This is a genomic window from Veillonella sp. T14073-2 (genome assembly GCF_002959875.1).
GTDB classification, from domain to species: Bacteria; Bacillota; Negativicutes; order Veillonellales; family Veillonellaceae; genus Veillonella; species Veillonella infantium.
Genome location: NZ_PPDC01000001.1, coordinates 193,963 through 212,586, shown reverse-complemented (window position 1 = coordinate 212,586; position 18,624 = coordinate 193,963). Strand labels below are relative to the sequence as shown.

General features: G+C 40.6%; 14 protein-coding genes and 1 riboswitch. Of the genes, 9 read left to right on the top strand and 5 right to left on the bottom strand.

Annotated elements, in window-relative coordinates; genetic code table 11:
* Window positions 1–101 precede the first annotated feature (101 nt).
* The 4 genes from VCHSUH04_RS01120 to dapF form a co-directional block, all read right to left on the bottom strand.
* Window positions 102–2,087: a fructose-specific PTS transporter subunit EIIC gene (locus VCHSUH04_RS01120; RefSeq protein ID WP_105084975.1), complete on the bottom strand. Its 1,986-nt coding sequence runs from the start codon at window positions 2,085–2,087 to the stop codon at window positions 102–104.
* Between the two features lie 33 nt (window positions 2,088–2,120).
* On the bottom strand, window positions 2,121–3,035 hold the full coding sequence (pfkB, locus tag VCHSUH04_RS01115; protein WP_105084974.1) for a 1-phosphofructokinase: 915 nt from the start codon (window positions 3,033–3,035) through the stop codon (window positions 2,121–2,123).
* A 136-nt stretch (window positions 3,036–3,171) separates the two neighbouring features.
* Window positions 3,172–4,569, bottom strand: coding sequence for a Na+/H+ antiporter NhaC family protein (locus VCHSUH04_RS01110; RefSeq protein WP_105084973.1), 1,398 nt, complete (start codon window positions 4,567–4,569; stop codon window positions 3,172–3,174).
* A gap of 1 nt (window position 4,570) precedes the next feature.
* The gene (dapF, locus tag VCHSUH04_RS01105; protein WP_105084972.1) at window positions 4,571–5,404 is read right to left on the bottom strand and encodes a diaminopimelate epimerase; all 834 of its coding nucleotides are present in this window, start codon (window positions 5,402–5,404) and stop codon (window positions 4,571–4,573) included.
* A gap of 309 nt (window positions 5,405–5,713) precedes the next feature.
* Between dapF and ptsP the strand changes: the two genes are divergently transcribed.
* Both ptsP and VCHSUH04_RS01095 read left to right on the top strand, forming a co-directional pair.
* Complete coding sequence (gene ptsP / locus VCHSUH04_RS01100; RefSeq protein ID WP_105084971.1) at window positions 5,714–7,441, top strand: phosphoenolpyruvate--protein phosphotransferase; 1,728 nt, start codon at window positions 5,714–5,716, stop codon at window positions 7,439–7,441.
* Window positions 7,442–7,591: 150 nt separating this feature from the next.
* Entirely contained in the window at window positions 7,592–7,852 is a 261-nt protein-coding gene (locus VCHSUH04_RS01095; RefSeq protein WP_009352491.1) for an HPr family phosphocarrier protein, read from the top strand.
* A gap of 170 nt (window positions 7,853–8,022) precedes the next feature.
* On the opposite strand, the gene VCHSUH04_RS01090 is transcribed toward VCHSUH04_RS01095, so the two are convergent.
* On the bottom strand, window positions 8,023–8,301 hold the full coding sequence (locus tag VCHSUH04_RS01090) for a metal-sensing transcriptional repressor (RefSeq protein WP_004695033.1): 279 nt from the start codon (window positions 8,299–8,301) through the stop codon (window positions 8,023–8,025).
* 329 nt (window positions 8,302–8,630) lie between these two features.
* Between VCHSUH04_RS01090 and VCHSUH04_RS01085 the strand changes: the two genes are divergently transcribed.
* From VCHSUH04_RS01085 to VCHSUH04_RS01055, 7 genes are all read left to right on the top strand, one after another.
* A complete protein-coding gene (locus tag VCHSUH04_RS01085) occupies window positions 8,631–9,437 on the top strand; it encodes a transglycosylase domain-containing protein (protein WP_105084970.1) in 807 nt (268 codons plus the stop codon).
* 261 nt (window positions 9,438–9,698) lie between these two features.
* On the top strand, window positions 9,699–10,910 hold the full coding sequence (locus tag VCHSUH04_RS01080) for an argininosuccinate synthase (protein ID WP_105084969.1): 1,212 nt from the start codon (window positions 9,699–9,701) through the stop codon (window positions 10,908–10,910).
* Complete coding sequence (gene argH, locus VCHSUH04_RS01075; protein WP_105084968.1) at window positions 10,910–12,337, top strand: argininosuccinate lyase; 1,428 nt, start codon at window positions 10,910–10,912, stop codon at window positions 12,335–12,337. The genes VCHSUH04_RS01080 and argH overlap by 1 nt, the downstream gene beginning before the upstream one ends.
* Window positions 12,338–12,953: 616 nt before the next feature.
* The gene (potE, locus tag VCHSUH04_RS01070; protein WP_105084967.1) at window positions 12,954–14,285 is read left to right on the top strand and encodes a putrescine-ornithine antiporter; all 1,332 of its coding nucleotides are present in this window, start codon (window positions 12,954–12,956) and stop codon (window positions 14,283–14,285) included.
* 504 nt (window positions 14,286–14,789) lie between these two features.
* Window positions 14,790–14,978, top strand: a riboswitch (cobalamin riboswitch).
* Between the two features lie 163 nt (window positions 14,979–15,141).
* Window positions 15,142–16,080, top strand: a complete 939-nt coding sequence (gene nikB, locus VCHSUH04_RS01065; RefSeq protein WP_105084966.1) for a nickel ABC transporter permease — start codon at window positions 15,142–15,144, stop codon at window positions 16,078–16,080.
* Window positions 16,080–16,901, top strand: a complete 822-nt coding sequence (nikC, locus tag VCHSUH04_RS01060; RefSeq protein ID WP_105084965.1) for a nickel transporter permease — start codon at window positions 16,080–16,082, stop codon at window positions 16,899–16,901. The genes nikB and nikC overlap by 1 nt, the downstream gene beginning before the upstream one ends.
* Before the next feature lie 149 nt (window positions 16,902–17,050).
* On the top strand, window positions 17,051–18,619 hold the full coding sequence (locus VCHSUH04_RS01055) for an ABC transporter substrate-binding protein (protein WP_105084964.1): 1,569 nt from the start codon (window positions 17,051–17,053) through the stop codon (window positions 18,617–18,619).
* The last annotated feature ends 5 nt before the right edge of the window (window positions 18,620–18,624 follow it).

Genomic DNA, 18,624 nt, shown 5'->3' with positions numbered 1-18,624 from the left:
AAAGGACTAGAACTCTAAAGTTCTAGTCCTTTTGCTATATGTACTTATTTAGCCTATGTACATTTTTGCTATATGTACTAGTATAATACTAGCTTTCACAATTATTTTTTAAGGCTTGGTTTTAATAGTGCCAAGATGAAGCAAGCCACAACGGAACCAATTGCGATGGATGCAAGGTATAGAAGTGGGTTACCGATTGTAGGTACTACGAAGATACCGCCATGTGGAGCGCGTAGTGTACATTCGAAGAACATGGACAACGCACCAGCTGTACCAGCACCGATGATGCAAGCTGGCAATACGCGAACTGGATCAGCCGCTGCAAATGGAATGGCACCTTCTGTGATGAAGGAAAGGCCCATGATGTAGTTAGTGATACCAGATTTGCGTTCAGCCTCTGTGAAGCGGCTAGGGAAGAATGTAGTACAAAGCGCAATTGCCAACGGAGGAACCATACCACCTGCCATGACAGCAGCCATGATACCATATTCACCAGTAGCAAGTGCGCCAGTACCGATAACGTAAGCCGCTTTGTTTACAGGACCGCCCATATCAACGGACATCATAGCCCCAAAGATGAGACCTAACAATACGCGGCTAGTCGTGCCCATGGATTGTAAGGAGTCCATTAACCAGTGGTTAAGTGCAGATACAGGAGGGTTGATTACGAAGGTTATAGCTAAACCTATGAACAATACGCCTAGTACAGGGTAGAAGAGGACTGGTTTTGTACCTTCTAAAGCTTGAGGCAAACCAGATACTAATTTCTTAACTAATAATACTAAATAACCTGCTGCAAAGCCGGCAATTAATGCGCCAAGGAAGCCAGAGCCGCCTTGGTTGGCCAATAAGCCACCAACGAAACCAGCTACAAGACCTGGGCGGTCAGCAATACTCATAGCGATGTAACCAGCTAATACTGGCAACATGAAGCCAAAGGATGCGCCACCGATTTGCATTAAGAAACCAGAAAGAGGATTGCCGGAACCGAAGTTCTTAGGATTCGCAGGATCTAATGTGTCGAACAAGAAGGCGAGAGCAATCAAGATACCGCCACCAATGACGAATGGCAACATGTGAGATACGCCGTTCATCAAGTGTTTGTAGATTTGACGACCTACGCTGTCAGATGCACTAGCAGTGATTTCAGCAGCTTCACGGTCTGCTGCAGATGCTTGGTATACAGCTGCTGTGCCGGCCATTGCTTCTGTTAATAGTTCCTCTGCTTTATTGATACCGTTCGCAACCTTAGTTTGAATCATAGGTTTGCCATTAAAACGCGCCATTTCTACTTGGCGGTCAGAAGCGACGATGATGCATTTAGCATGAGCGATTTCTTCTGCTGTAAGCGCATCTTTAACACCAGAAGCACCATTTTTCTCAACCTTTAAGGAAATGCCCATTTCTTTGGCTTTTCGTTCTAAAGATTCTGCAGCCATGTAGGTATGAGCAATACCAGTAGGGCAACCAGTTACAGCCAATACATCGTAATGTGGATTGTCTATAGTGACTTTTTCGACTGCTGCAGCAGTTCCAGCTGCTACAGCTGCTGTGCTAGCGTCAGTTGCTTCAGCTTCCTCTGCTTGCGGTTCTGCCGTTTTGATGAAACCTTCAACGGATGGATCAAAGTTACCTTGCTCTTTAGCTGTTACGAGTTCCAAGAAACGCTCTACAGTTGGTGCAGCGATGAGGGCTTCTTTGAAGTCAGGGTCGATAACCATCATAGCTAATTGGCTCAATACCTCTACATGAGTGTCCGCTGCGCCTTCTGGAGCAGCAATCATGAAGAATAAACGAGACGGTTGACCGTCGAGCGCTTCGAAGTCTACGCCGTGAGGCACAACCATAGCTGCAAGACCTGCTTCTTTTACACCTGCGGATTTAGCATGTGGTGTGGCGATGCCGTCGCCAAGGCCAGTAGAACCAGATTCTTCACGAGCGAAAACAGCTGCTAAGTACTCACCTTTATCGATGAGGTTGCCGCCTTTTTCCATTAACTCCCCTAAGGTATAAATAGCGTCAGCCTTTGTAACAGGGTCTGCATTTAGCAGGACGGATTGAGGTTTTAATAAATCAGTGATTTGCATATGTGTACTCCTTGATGCAAATAAAATGTAAAACTAGTTAACTCGTACTTGTGAAAGTAATGCTTCTACTTCCGGCAGTGTAGCGAGGTTTTCAGAGTAAGCGGAGGCAGAACCACTGGAGATACCCCAGTACAGTGCCTCTTGTAGATCGCCTGTCTTTTCAAAGCCTGTAATAAAGCCTGCTACCATGGAGTCGCCAGCGCCTACAGAGTTTACAAGTGTCCCCTTAGGGGCAGGGCTCGTATATACAGTGCCATCAGCTGCGACCAAGATAGCTCCATCACCAGCCATAGAGATAAGCACATGCTGTGCGCCTTTCTCTTGCAATGCTTTAGCCGCTTCTATGAGGTCCTCCTTTGTAGAAAGGGGGCGGCCAAAGATTTCGCTAAGTTCATGATTGTTAGGTTTAATCATGAACGGTTTATATGGCAATACGCGTGTAAGTAAATCCTTTGTAGCATCTACAACGATGCGAATGTTTTTATGTTGCAAGCGCTCCATAATGAGCTCGTACATATTGCTAGGTAAGCTAGAAGGAATACTGCCTGCAAGGATTAGTGTATCTTGTTCAGTCAATGCGTCGAGCTGTTTGTAGAGGGCTTCTAATTCGTCGGACCCAATGATTGGGCCACGGCCGTTGATCTCTGTTTCTTCATCAGAGGCTTTCACCTTAACATTGATACGGGTTAATCCTTCGCGGAGGCGAATGAAATCTTCTTTTACGCCGAAGCTATTGAGCTGCGTAACGATTTCTTCACCAGTAAAGCCGGCGATGAAACCGAGTGCCGTTGTATCCATGCCTAAGTTGTTGAGCACGATAGATACATTGATACCCTTGCCGCCACCAAGAACGTATTCTTGGGTTGTACGATTGATAGTGCCCGTCTTGAGGTGGTCAAGGCGTACGATATAATCGAGGGCTGGGTTAAAGGTAATGGTGTAAATCATACAAATTCCCCTTGATAAGATAAATTAATTAGCCTGCGATTGGCAAATTTTGTAATTAGCCTCTGATTGGCTAATCCTGTAATTAGCGTATGATTGGCTAATCTTGTAATTAGCGTATGATTGGCTAATCTTGTAATTAGCGTATAATTGGTTGATCTTGATTCCGTAGTCGTAACCAGTAAAGGAGTGGTACGAGGTATAGGAAGAAGGCGAATGGCACATAGCCTGCTATGCTAGTACCCATCATAACAATAGGTACGTAAGCAGCGATGTTCCATGGTAATAGTGGAGCAATGACGATGCCACTATTTTCAAAGTCGAGCATCACATCTTCATCTTGAATACCCCGTTGAGCGTAGGTAATACGCATAATAGAATGTGTCATTACAACCGCAATAGCTTGGCTACAGCCAACAGCGCCGGTTAAGAGTGCGAGACCTACATTGGCAGCAAATACATCGCTCCGCGTTTTAGCTCGCTCTAATAGTTGTCTAACATCATTCCAGAAGCCAACGCCTTCGAGCATACCAGAAATGGCAGTGGCCATAAAGATGGATAATGTAGGGATGAACATAGTTTGCAATCCACCGCCGTGAATAATATCTGCTAGAGGATTATAATGTGGTAGTTCAAAGCCCGTTAAGGTATACCAGCCTAAATCGGAAAGGGTAGCCCCTTGATTTGTATAAGCTAGAATTGCCGCCGCTAATGCGCTGACGCCGATAGGCCAACGGATAGATACTTTCAAAGGCAATAAACCGATGACGATAATTACTGGAATCCACAATGTCCAATCAATATTGAAGATAAAATGGATTGTATCGGATAACAAACTATTTTCATAGTTTAGAGGGAACCACTGGGACAGTATTAGGTAGAGCACTGTAGAAATAACAAGTGCAGGTAGTCCCGCTTTAAACATAAGTGGTATATTACTAGAAACCTTAGTATGTGTTAAGGCTGCTACCAGTGATGCGCTAGATGATAATGGGCCGTTGCGATCACCAAAGTATGCACCGGCTATAATGGCACCAGCTACGATATTCTCTGGAATATTACCGGCTCTTGCCATCGTGATGAGTACAATACCTATGGTGCCTACAGTACCGAGAGCTGTACCTAATATCATGCTAACAATGGCTGTTAATAAGAAGGCACAAGCAATAAAGAGGGACGGATCAATCAAGTCGATGCCGGTGGCGATAATCATAGGGATGATGCCCGCTGCTTGCCACATGGCAATAAGCCAACCGATAAGCAAGAATATTTGCATTACCACAATGGAGGTTTTAGCACCTGTCCATGATAGGTTTAGCAGTTCTTTTGGTTGGTATCCTTTGCGATAGAATACATAGGCCATGATGCACCATACCACTATTAAGGCGTAACCAATAGCAATACCGTTAGCTACGGCGATGATAATGACGAGGATAGATATGAGTAAACCTATGAGCGACTCTGTATTTTTCGGCATTAGAGAACGGCCTTGTTGATACTTTAGAAACGCATTTAATATGAGTTGTAACCACTTCATCTTAATCGATAGGAAGTTCTGTTTCGAATACTTCCTCAGCCGGGCCAGTCATGAGCACCGTGCCATCCTCCAAGTATGAAATATGTAATGTTCCTAAATAGAGCTCTACATCTACTTCGCGACCAGTTAAGCCTTTTTCAAAGGACATAACAGCAGAAGCACAAGAGCCTGTACCGCATGCTAGTGTAGCGCCAGCACCGCGTTCCCATGTGCGAACCTTGATGTGCTTATCATTTACTACCTCGATGTAGTTAACATTCGTATTGGATGGGAATGCATCGTGTTTTTCAATGATAGGACCTTGTGTCGTTACAGGCGCCTTTGTAATGTCATTGATATACACCTCTGTATGAGGCACGCCGAGTAATACGGAGCTTACCGTTACTGTTTCGCCGTTTACATCGAGGTCTACGTCGATAACCTTATCCATATCTACATTCATAGGAATGTCTTGGGATTTAAAGAATGGTTTGCCCATATCTACTGTAACTTGTGTTACGATGCCGTTTTCGATGGTCAAGGTAGGTTTCATTACACCGGCCAAGGTTTCGATGGTAAAAGTTTCTTTAGTAATTTCTCCGTGTTCGTAAGCGTATTTGGCAAAGCAACGGATTGCATTACCGCACATTTCCGCTTCACTACCATCGGAGTTGATGATGCGCATGCGCACATCACAGGTTTTTGAAGGAACTAGAATGGCAAGACCGTCAGCGCCAATACCTGTGCGGCGATCGCAAAGGTGAATAGCGAGATCTGTGTAATCTTTTTCAGTCCCTTTTGGGTCAGCAAAGAGGATAAAATCATTGCCGAGACCATGCATTTTAGTTAATTTCATAAAGTCTCCTATCAATAAGTAAGACTTTCACCATGAAGCCCGTGAAAGTCTCAGATGTATATAATTATATATTCTATATTATAACATAAATGGCACTTGGTTATGAGAAAAAATCTTATAAAATTATGGCGAAATAGAGGAAAACGTAACCTACTTTTAGTGCCTAGCTAAATTGATTGATGCGTCATAAATAACCCATATGGGATGGCGTTTAAGACGGATAGATATTGTCTAATTACTTTATTGTTTAACGGAGAAATGATAAAATAGAGAGTAATGTAGTTTATCGTAATAGAAAGAGGAACACATATGCGAATTCAAGGGATTTCTGGATCTCGTGGCGTTGCAGTAGGCAATGTATATAGATATATTCAAGAGGAAATTGTCATTCCTGATTACACCGTGGCTGAGGACAAGGTAGAAGCGGAAATTGGTAAGTTCGCTTCTGCTATGGCAGCTACCTTAAAGCAATTAGATACAATTCGTCAAAAGGCGTTGAAAGACATGGGCCCTGAAGAGGCGGCTATTTTCGAAGCGCATATGCAAATTGCTCAAGACCCATCCTTGTCTGATGGTATTAAATCCCTCGTTGAGTCTAGCCATACTAATGTGGTAGCGGCTACAGCTCAAACCATTGAAACCTTTGCTAACATCTTTCTCGGTATGGACGATCCATATATGCGCGAACGCGGTGCAGATATCAAAGATATTGGTGATCGTTTGATGCGCAATATGTTAGGTATGAACCCTCGTGGTTTATCCCATATTTCTGGGGAGGTTATTTTGGTGGCTCATGATTTGGCGCCATCTGATACAGCTTCTCTTGATAAAAATGTGGTAAAAGGCATCGTGACAGCGGCTGGTGGTCCTACTTCTCACGCGGCTATCATGGCGCGTACTTTGGAAATCCCTGCCGTTATGGGCGTTGGTGATATTGAAGGCTTTGTTGATGGCGAGAAAGCGGTTGTACTTGGTACAGATGGTGTTGTTGAAACAAATCCATCTGATGCGGATTGGGATGAATACACTAATCAAGCGGTCGCATACCAAGAGGAATTAAAACGGTTGCGTGAATCTGCTAATCTTGAAGCTACAACAACTGATGGTCATTATGTAGAACTATTTGGTAACATCGGTAAGTCGAAAGATGCTAAACACGCCCTTACAATGGGTGCACAAGGTATCGGCTTATATCGTACAGAATTCTTGTATATGGAAAACGATGAATTACCAACAGAAGATGTACAGTTTGAAGAATATAAAAAGGTTGCAGAAGATATGCAAGGACAACCTGTTATCATCCGTACCATGGATATCGGTGGCGATAAAGAATTGAAATGCCTTGATTTGCCAAGTGAAATGAATCCATTCCTCGGTTATCGTGCGATTCGTATTTCCTTGAATCGCCCAGATATCTTCAAAGTACAATTACGTGCGTTATTGCGTGCTAGTTCCTTTGGTGATATTCACATCATGTACCCTATGATTGCTTCCGTAGAAGAAGTGAAACAAGCGAATGCTATGCTCGAAGAATGTAAGGCAGAACTTACAGCTGAAGGCAAAGAATTCAATAAGGATATTAAGGTTGGTATTATGATCGAAGTGCCTGCAGCGGCTGTTATTTCTCCAATTTTAGCTAAACACGTAGACTTCTTCAGTATCGGTACAAATGATTTGTGCCAATATACATTGGCGGTAGACCGTATGAACGAGTCTATTGGTTCTTTATACCAACCATTGCATCCTGGTGTACTACGTCTTATCAAACATGTTATCGATGCGAGCCATGAACAAGGTAAATTTACAGGCATGTGCGGTGAACTAGCTAGTGACCCTGTAGCTACAATGATTTTATTAGGGCTTGGCCTTGATGAATTCTCCATGACAGCATCCTCTATACCACTTATTAAGAAAATCTTGCGTTCCGTTTCTAAAGCAGAATGTGAAGAGGTGGCTAATAAAGCGCTGGCTATGGATACAGCCGAAGAAATCACAGAATATGCTAAATCTGTACTAGCCGAAAAAGGCTTACTATAATTCTGTATAGATTAAAGATAAACGTTAAGCGAATCAGTACATAGTAAATAACTTTTAATATACTTGAATTGAAACGCTTGAACTTGATACAATATATCTATTAGAACATAAGGGATAGGCATGGCCTATCTATATAGAAAGAGGTTTACCATGAAAGAATTAACAGTAGAAATTACAAACGAATCTGGTTTGCACGCTCGTCCTGCTACAGCTTTCACACAATTGGCTGCTAAATATGCTTCCAAAGTGACAATCGCTGCTAATGGCAAAACAGCTGATGCTAAATCCATCTTAACAGTATTGACTTTGGGTGCTACAAAAGGCACATCTGTTACATTGACAGCTGACGGTGCTGACGAAGATGACGCACTCGCTGCATTGAGCGAATTCTTAACAACTAACCACGACTAATACTTTGTGGTAATATAAAGGACTCTACGAAATGTAGAGTCCTTTTTTCTTGAGCCATATATGATGGATGCTTTAATCAGATTTGATTTTTATTTGCTTTTTTGTGGGATCTTCGAGATATAGTAGATCCTTGTTTTGGTAAAAAAAGAAGAGGCCTCTTAGCCTCTTCTTTATTTTCCCATATTAGCAAAACGTTCTACAGCCTTTGTAAAGTCGCTAATGGTTTTTTCTACGTCACCGTGTTCGATGCCATCTCGTACGCAGTGGTTGATATGTCCTTCAAGGACTACTTGACCTACTTTATGTAGTGCAGATTTAGCTGCATTAATTTGGCTCAACACATCTTCGCATGGAATGTCTTCTTCAATCATTCGATCAATAGCTTGCACTTGACCAAGGATTTTACGCAATCGACGATGTAGATTTTCTGAATCCATACATTGTTTCATAATACTCCTCCAATGGGCATGTTTTTATCATCTTTACTATTATACTCTATGTAAAGTTTATAATACAACTTAATAAGTATACTTAATATGCATAAAATCTACATATGTAGATATACGTTTGGTTGTAAATATTAAGACTTTCTCTTTAATATTATTATAATTCTTTTTATAGCCGCTATATAGCAAGGTCTATCCATATCTTCTTCTTGATTGATGTGATACAATACATTTAATACACATTATAGTAGTATATGTATATAAGGCGTTGTAGATACTGTTAGTTAATAACTGTATGTATACTATGGTCCTTTATGAAATAGGTGAAAGCAATGAAAATGTTTCGCTACCTTCGAAATCTAGTGGTGTTCGTGGTGGTCATCATATTGGCCATATTTATATATGACGGATACCATAGCTTTCAAGGTACAGATCGTGAAAGTAAGGCTCACACAACTGTTGAAAAACGCATAGAACAAAGTGAAGATACCCTCAGCCGTACGGATCGTATCATACGAATATTTACATTTAAAGAAAAGGTAGAGGCGGCCCTTAATCAACGTGTTTCTAAAGAACATTGGGTGAAGGGGGATGTCATTCCAGAATATACAAAGAATGCACTTATCGCTATTGAGGATAAGCGGTACTATAAACATGGAGCTATTGATGTGCTCGGTATTATTCGCGCCTTTTATACCAATACTATAGCCGGTGAAACGGTAGAGGGTGGTAGTACTATTACACAACAAGTAGTAAAAAATCTCTTCCTTTCATCAAAACGCATCATGAGTCGTAAGGTGGAGGAAGCAATCCTTGCTAGTGAAATGGAACATTACTACTCGAAAGAAGAAATCCTCACCATGTATTTAAATACTGTATATTATGGTCATAATTACTACGGTATTTACGAAGCTGCTCATGGCTACTTTGGAACAAGTCCAAGCCGATTGACACTAGGGCAAAGTGCACTCCTTGCAGCACTACCTAATGCACCATCCTATTTAGATCCTTATACGAACTATAAAGGAGCTAAGGCTAGACAAAAACTGGTGCTCGAACAAATGGTAGACCAAGGTATGATTACACAAGCGGAAGCGGACTATGCATACCAACAGGACTTGGAACTTGTGGATGAATAATTTAATAACAATACTAAAGTCTCTGTTGGCTGATTACTATTGGCTAACAGGGATTTTTTGTAAAGATGGTTACGTTACGAAATATATTACTAAATTGAATAAAAATAATACTTGCATTTATAATTATGCAGGTGTATACTATTTTTTGTCAGATAGAGAGAATGACCGGTGCGCTAGATGCCACGGTGCTTTCACAATTATCTGATATAATATTGATTATATGAGTTTAAATACATAGTAAGTTTTTTATGAGGTGTTATCATGGGTAAAGCAAATAAAGTAGTACTCGCATATTCTGGCGGTTTGGACACATCTGTTATCATTCCTTGGTTAAAAGAAAATTATGGTGCTGAAGTTATCGCAGTGTGCGTAGACTTGGGGCAACCTGAGGATTATGATGCAGTTGAGAAAAAAGCAATCAAATCTGGTGCTTCTAAAGCGTACATCGTTGATGCTAAAGAAGAGTTCGTAAAAGATTATGTATGGCCAACAGTAAAAGCTGGTGCAGTTTATGAAGGTAAATATTTATTAGGTACATCCTTCGCTAGACCTTTAATCGGTAAAATTCTCGTAGATATTGCTGAAAAAGAAGGTGCTGATGCTATCGCTCACGGTGCGACTGGTAAAGGTAATGACCAAGTTCGTTTCGAACTTGCCATCAAAGCGTTGGCTCCAAATATGAAAATTATCGCTCCTTGGAGAGAGTGGGACTTGAAATCTAGAACTGACTGCATGGAATATGCGGCTAAGCATGACATTCCAGTAGTAGCTACTAAAAAACATCCGTACTCCATGGACCAAAACGTATGGCATTTGTCCCATGAAGGTGGCGATCTTGAAAATCCAGCAAATGCTCCTAAAGATGATGTGTACTTGGTAACACATACACCTGAGCAAGCTCCAGATGAAGCTGGTTATGTAACGGTATCCTTCAAAGACGGCGTACCTGTAGCGGTAGATGGCCAAGAAGGTACTCCATTACAATTGTTAGAAAAACTCAACGAAATTGGCGCACATTATGGTGTAGGTGTTGTAGATATCGTTGAAAATAGATTGGTAGGTATGAAATCCCGTGGCGTTTACGAAAACCCAGGTGGTTCCATCATCATGTATGCTCACAGAGAACTTGAATACCTTTGCCTCGACAGAGCTACATACCACTATAAAGAACTCATTGCTAACAAATACGCTGAACTCGTATACGATGGCATGTGGTTCGCACCATTGATGTATGCTTTGCAAGCATTCGTTGATGAAACTCAAAAAACTGTAACTGGTGATGTAAAACTTAAATTGTATAAAGGCAACATCATTTCTGCTGGTGCTACATCTCCATACTCCTTGTACAGCGAAGATTTCGTAACATTCGAAGAAGATGATGTATACAACCAAGCTGATGCGGCTGGCTTCATCAACTTGTTCGGTTTACCTCTTAAAATTAATGCATTAATGAAAGAAAAGGCAGGTAAATAATGGCTAAATTGTGGGGCGGGCGTTTCACAAAAGGCACTGATAAAGCGGTAGAGGATTTTACATCCTCTATCGCTTTTGATGCGCGGATGTACGCCGAAGATATTGCAGGCAGTAAAGCACATGCTACAATGCTGGCAAAACAAAATATTATCTCCGACGCAGATCGAGATGCTATTGTTGAGGGCTTAACAAAGATTAAAGGCCAAATCGACAAAGGTGAGTTCCCATTCTCCGTGGCTCTTGAAGATATTCATATGAATATTGAAAAGCGCCTAACAGATGATATTGGTGAAGCAGGTGGCCGTTTACATACAGGCCGTAGCCGTAATGACCAATGTGCAGTAGATTTGCACATGTACGTACGTAAAGCCGTAGTAGAAATGGGCGAGCTTATCGTAGATATGCAAAAAGCCCTCATCGAAACAGCTGAAAAATACAGCGACGTTATCATGCCGGGTTATACGCATTTACAACGGGCACAACCCGTATTATTTGGTCATCATATGATGGCGTACTTCTCCATGTTAGAACGTGATTTTGATCGTTTGTTGATGGTCTTTAAGCATGCAGATATCATGCCTCTTGGTGCAGGGGCCTTAGCCGGTTCTACGTACGGTATTGATCAAACCTATACACAAAAGCTATTAGGGTTCTCCCGTATTTACGAAAATAGTATGGATGCCGTATCCGACCGTGACTACGTGGTTGAATTCCTGTCCTTTGCGTCTCTCGTGATGATGCACTTGAGCCGTCTCAGTGAAGAATTGATTTTGTGGTCTACAAACGAGTTCAACTTTATAGAACTTGATGATGCTCATTGTACAGGCTCTAGCATTATGCCACAAAAGAAAAATCCTGACGTATGTGAACTTGTTCGTGGTAAAACAGGTCGTACCTATGGCCACTTGTTAGGTTTATTAACTACATTAAAAGGTTTGCCACTTACATATAATAAAGATATGCAAGAGGATAAAGAGGGCATTTTTGATGCTATCGATACAGTGCACTTTGCATTGTCCATTAATGCGGCTATGATTCGCGGCATGAAGGTTAATGGGGCTCATATGAAAGCTGTCCTCGATGATGACTTCTCCAATGCTACAGATATGGCCGATTACCTTGCAAAAAAAGGTGTTCCATTCCGTGAAGCGCATGAAATCGTAGGGAATGCTGTTCATCATTGCATCGAAAAAGGTTGCGTATTGCTTGATTTATCCGTTGAGGATTTCAAAGCTATATCCGACCATTTTGATGCAGATATCCTTGATGCTATTTCCATCGAAGCTTGCATAGCTGGCCGTAATAACTATTCTGGTACTGCTCCAGAATGTGTGGAAAGACAACGGAACAATGGTAAAGCTGTTATCGCCGGAGAAGAAAAACAAATTGCTCAGTGGAAAGCAATTGTTGAATCTGTGCAAGCATAACTGATTTAGTAAGCCTAATGTTTTGATTTAGGGCCACATCCTGTACAAGAGTAACATTCAGCGTAACAGTTACTTGTGATATTAAAATTTTAAGATCGATATACATATAAGTCTTATATTAAAGCGCTTTATATTAACCTTTAAGCTTATGTGTATATCGATTTTTTATTTATATGATAGATAACACCTAAAAAGAGCGCTATTCTAATTGATAAATTACTATTGAAATAGTGTAAATTTGTGTACGCATACAGTGGACTGCGCGAAAACAATAGTCTTGTACTACGACACTATAACCATGATAGATAGTAAAAATCACATATATAAACAGAATAAAATGGGGTAAAAATATACTCTGTCATTGTTAAAATGAGTTCTGTTCGTTTTAGATGATAAATTAACTATAATTTATTCAATTCGTGTAATAATGCTTGTCCGCCAATAAAGTACTTTCATTTTGAGTTCATAGGTGTTATTATTTAATTCGTAATAAGAATAACAACGGTAAATTCACATTCAAGCCCATCACAGCACGAACTGAATTTACTTAGCGGTATATTATATTTAAGTGAATTATGGACGAGAAAAAATTCACCTTTTGAAAGGGGATTGATACATGAAAACCACCGCTAAAAAAATGTCTGTATTCCAGCTAACCACAATGGTAGCAGCCAATATGCTAGGAGCTGGGATCATTATGTTACCAACTAATTTGGCTCAAGTTGGTACTATTTCAGTTTTATCTTGGCTCGTAACAGCTGTGGGTGCGCTTCTGTTAGCGTATATTTTTGCTCAAGCGGGTATGTTCTCCCAGATTAAGGGGGGCATGGGCGGTTATGCAGAACACCGCTTCGGTAAAACTGGACATTTTATGGCGAGCTATGCTTACAGCATATCTCTCATCATTGCTAATATCGCCATCGCGGTATCTGCCGTAGGTTATGGCGCAGCTTTCTTTGGTGTTGACCTCAATGCAACACAAACAAGCCAAGTAACAATTGTGCTTTTGTGGTTTGCAGCGATTTTGAACTTCCGTGGTAATCGCTTCACAGGTCGACTCAGCAACATGACTATTTGGGGCTCTATTGTGCCGGTTTTATTAATTGGTACAATCGGCTGGTATTGGTTTGATCCGTCTATCTATTGGGCAGCGTGGAACCCAAATGATCTTCCGTTTTTTGATGCAATAAAACAATCTATTTCCCTTACTTTATGGGGATTCCTAGGATTTGAGTCCGCAGCGGCTAATGCTGATGCTGTTGAGAATCCAAAGAAAAACGTACCTATCGCAACTGTGGCGGGTACATTAGCCGTGGCAGTGGTTTACATCTTGTCCACAAATGTTATGGCCGGTATCGTGCCTAACATCGACTTGTTAAATTCTAATGCACCATTTGGTTTGACATTCGTATACATGTTCAATGATACAATTGCAAACATCGTGATGGCTGCAATGGTTATTTCTTGCTTTGGCGCTTTACTTTGCTGGCAATTCACATTGTCTCGCGTATTTAAAAGCGCAGCGGAACATGGTTACTTCCCTAAAGTGTTCGCTCGTGTAAATAGTAAGGATGCTCCTGTTCGTGGCGTATTCATTCTACTTGCTGTTGAAACATTACTTACATTGTTCACTGCAAGTGATTCCTTGCGTGAGCAATTTGAAGTATTGGTAAATTTGGCGGTTGTAACTAACGTAGTACCATATGTATTGTGCATCTTAGCAGTACCTACAATGATGCGTATGGCTGGCGTAGCTGAAAGCCGCATTAAACGCTCTAACTACGTATTTGGTGTTGGCGTTATCTACTGTTTGTATGCTATTTACGCATGTGGTGTTGATGCTATGCTCGGTAGTGCAGTGGCAGTAAGCATTGGTCTTGTGATCTATGTTTTGCGTAAAGCGTGGGCTACACGCAAAGCGCACCGCTTACAACAAAGTATCGATTAATTAAATAACTCTCGTCTTATAAGAGGCTGTTACCTAGTAACAGCCTCTTTTTGATGTTGTACGTAAGAGTGAGGTGGCTACAGTAAGAATATATTAATTTTAGTTAAGCATATATTAGGTTTTTGGAAATTAAAGAGGTATAGATAATATACTTATGTTAACTATACTAATATCAATAAAACTTATTAATTGTGGCCTTATTTATTATAAATAATTGACAGTTGCTAAAGTGATTAAAAGTTTTTTCGGTATGTATAAAAAAAAATTATGAGAAAATTACCATTATAATAATAATTAATATATATACAGTTGCATACAGTTAATACGGGAAAAAACATATATATAAAGTGATTTGTATAGGTTTATACATGAATAGGGATTTGATCAGTAATCGATAATTTTTATTAGTATAAAAATTACATTGAAAATCTACGATGTACGAATACCCATAAGGGGTATATGTATTGCAAACAGAATATTAATATAGTATATTTATAATCGATAAAAATGAATGAACTAATGAGTGTCGGTGTATACCGAGCGTAAAAGAGGAAAATGGGTGTAAATCCCATACTATGCAAATAGCTGTAATGAGGAGCAAGGTTTCATTATAGGGTCACTGGGAAACTGGGAAGGTCGAAATGTTGCGATGAATCATGAGTCAGAAAGCCTGCTCTAAATGTATGGTATGCATATACCGTACTTAATTTAGGTTAGTCAGGTGGACTAACCTTTTTTTGGTCCGCAGAGAGCTATATTTTTCCTTGATTTCGGCTCTTACTACTGCGTTGCGCGGATAGTAACATTAGTTTTTATTTGATTTGTTGTTAGTGTTTAGAGAGTATAGGAGGCGCCTATGGGTAAACGCTTTGCTAAACAGCTAGGTCAATTCATTGTTACACTGTTTGGCATTACTTTTTTAACATTTTGTCTCACTTATTTAGCACCAGGCGATCCAGTAACGATGTTACTAGAAACGGCAGATACAATTGTATCTCAAGAGCTTATTGATGAGACGCGTGCGCAACTCGGCTTAGATAAACCGTTCTTAGTACAATATGCTAATTGGGTTGTAAATGCTGCACACGGTGATTTGGGCATGAGTTACTCTGCTAAAAAGCCTGTTGTAGATCGTATGTTAGAGGCTTTGCCAGGAACAGTTATGTTAGCGGGTACAGCATTAGTATTTACATTGCTCTATGCATTGCCGGCAGGGATTATAAGCGCCTTAAATCGAAACAAATGGATCGACTATCTGTTGCGCACTGCTTCCTTTGTAGGCGTGTCTATGCCATCATTCTGGTTAGGCCTTGTATTGATTTATATCTTTGGTCTTAAATTAGGGCTCGTTCCTATTGCGTCCTCTCGTGTAACTCCAATCGGTGTAATTCTACCAGCCGTTACATTAGCTGTTGTAGTTGGGTCCAAGTACATGCGCCAAGTTCGTCTTGTTATTCTTGAAGAAATGCAAAAGGATTATGTCATCGGCGCACGTGCTCGTGGTGTGAGTGAGATGAAAATTTTATTCGGTCATATTTTGCCTAATGCAGTATTACCACTCATCACTATATTAGGTGTTCTCATCGGTTGGCTATTAGGCGGTGTTGCAGTTGTTGAAATGGTATTCTCCTGGCCTGGCCTTGGGAATATGGCGGTATATGCCATTACCATGCGCGACTATCCATTGATCGAAGGTTTTGTGTTATGGGTTGCCTTAGCATATATGTGTGTCAATGCTCTAGTTGATGCATCCTATGTTCTGTTGGACCCTAGATTGAAAAGGGAGAGAGCATAATGAAAGAATTTATTCAGAAACATAAATTGTTCTCTTTCTACACTGCATTGATGCTTGTCATCGTATTCATTGCTATCTTTGCACCATGGCTTGCGCCGGGAGATGCTTTCACATCGGATATGTCTAAAGCATTACAAGCCCCTAGTGCTCAGCATTGGTTTGGCACCGACAAACTGGGTCGTGACGTATTGTCTCGTATCATTTATGGTACTCAATTATCCTTGTTCATGGGTGTATCCATCGTAGTGATTATGGTAAGCATTGGTACTATTATCGGTGCCATAGCCGGTTATTTCGGCGGGAAAATCGAAATGGTCCTCATGCGTTTTGCGGACATTATGCTATCCTTCCCGGGTGTAGTATTAGCCATTGCCATTGCAGGTATTTTGGGTGGTAGTATTATGAATACGATTTTGGCATTATCTGTAGTAGGTTGGGCAAAATATGCTCGTTTGGTACGATCTATGACATTGAAAGTTCGTGGCGAAGAGTATGTAACGGCTGCTGTCATGATGGGGGCATCTACATCAACTATTATTAGACGTCATATCATTCCTAATATTATGCCTCTTGTTGTTACAACAGGTGCACTAGATATTGGGGCTATTATGATTGAGGTTGCTGGTCTTTCCTTCCTTGGATTTGGTGCTCAACCACCAACACCAGAATGGGGCCTTATGCTTAACGAAGGTCGTCAATATTTACAAACCAGTCCATGGCTGATGGCCTTCCCTGGTATGTCCATCCTTATCGTAGTTGCTATCTTTAACCTTTGGTCTGATTCCTTGCGCGATGTAGTGGATCCTAAAAATCAAGGTTAGTTACGTGTGATGCTTATTTATAGGTTATGTTGTGAAAGTTGTTATATAAATAGGCGGTAATAAGGTTTTTCCATTATGACTATTGTAGATTGTAGTGGTCATGATGTGTATGTTTTATGTTTATATGTAATGGTACAAGGAGATTTTACATGAAAAAATCTTGGAAAAAGGCCCTCTTAGCAGGTCTTAGCATTGTAATGATGGGTTCCTTCATCGCTGGTTGCGGCTCTGATAATAATGGTGCTGCTAATAAGGATGTTTTAAAAGTTGGTGTAACTAACTTCGCATCCACATTAGAACCTACAGAAAACTTCTTCGCATGGGTTGTCATGCGCTATGGTGTAGGCGAAACATTGGCGAAGTTTGATGAACACATGAAACCTCAACCATGGATTGCATCTAAATGGGAAGTATCCCCAGACCATAAAACTTGGACTTTCACAATCAATGATAAGGTGAAATTCTCCAATGGTAAAAAAGTTGATGCTGCAGCTGTTAAAGCATCTATCGAACGGGCTTTTGAAAAATCCAATCGTGCGAAAACATTCTTCGAATATGACTCTATGGAAGCTAATGGTCAACAATTAGTTATTCATACAACAAAAGAATATCCTAATATGCCTGGCCTTTTAGCGGATCCGTTGTTCCTAATCGTTGACGTTCAAGCAGAAAAAGATGGCCGTAACTTTGCCAAGGAAGGTCCTATTGGTACAGGTCCATACGTAGTTAAATCTTTCACAAAAGAACGTGCTGAGATGGCTGCTAGTGAAAACTATTGGGATGGTACAGTACCATTTAAAACTGTAGAAATTCCTTCCATCGATGACCCTAATACGCGCGCTATGAGCTTACAATCTGGCGATGTTGATATGGCGGTTAACATCGGTGCTGGTGAAATCGGCTTATTCCAAAATAACGATAAGTTTAAGGTTGATGAAATTGCATCCCTTCGCGTAGTATTGGCTCGTATTAACCAAAAAGGGATTCTTGGTGATGACAAAGTACGTGCTGCAGTTATTTCTGCCACAGACCGTAAAAACTATGCTGATGTATTGTTAAAAGGTACATTCATTCCTGGTTCTGCTCCAATTCCACCATCCATGGACTATGGATTCAATGATTTAAAAGATCCTAATGCGTATAACCCTGAACGTTCTAAACAATTATTAGCGGAAGATGGTTGGAAAGATACTGATGGGGACGGCATCCTTGATAAAGATGGTAAACCATTAACATTCGACTTCGTAGTATATAATTCTCGTGCTGAATTGCCACTTTATGCAGAAGCTGTTCAAGCTGACCTCAAAAAAGTTGGTATTGACATGAAAATTAAAACGGTTGACTATAACTTGATCGATAAAATGGGTCAAGATGGCGACTATGATATGCTTATTTCCAATATCGTAACAGCTAATACAGGCGATCCAATCTGGTTCTTGGCTAACTACTGGCATACAAATGACAATGGTTCCAACCCTCAAAACGGTTCTGGTTATTCCAATCCACAAGTTGACCAATTGTTAGATGCTGCTGAAACTGAATTCGATCCTGCAAAACGTCGTGACTATGCAATTCAAATTCAACAATTATTGATGAATGATGGTGCTGCATTGTTCTTAGGTTACCCTAAAACTAATATCGTTACTGGTTCTTACTTGAAAGGTGCTGTCATGTACCCAAGTGACTACTACTGGATTACTAATAAAATTACAAAATAATAAGG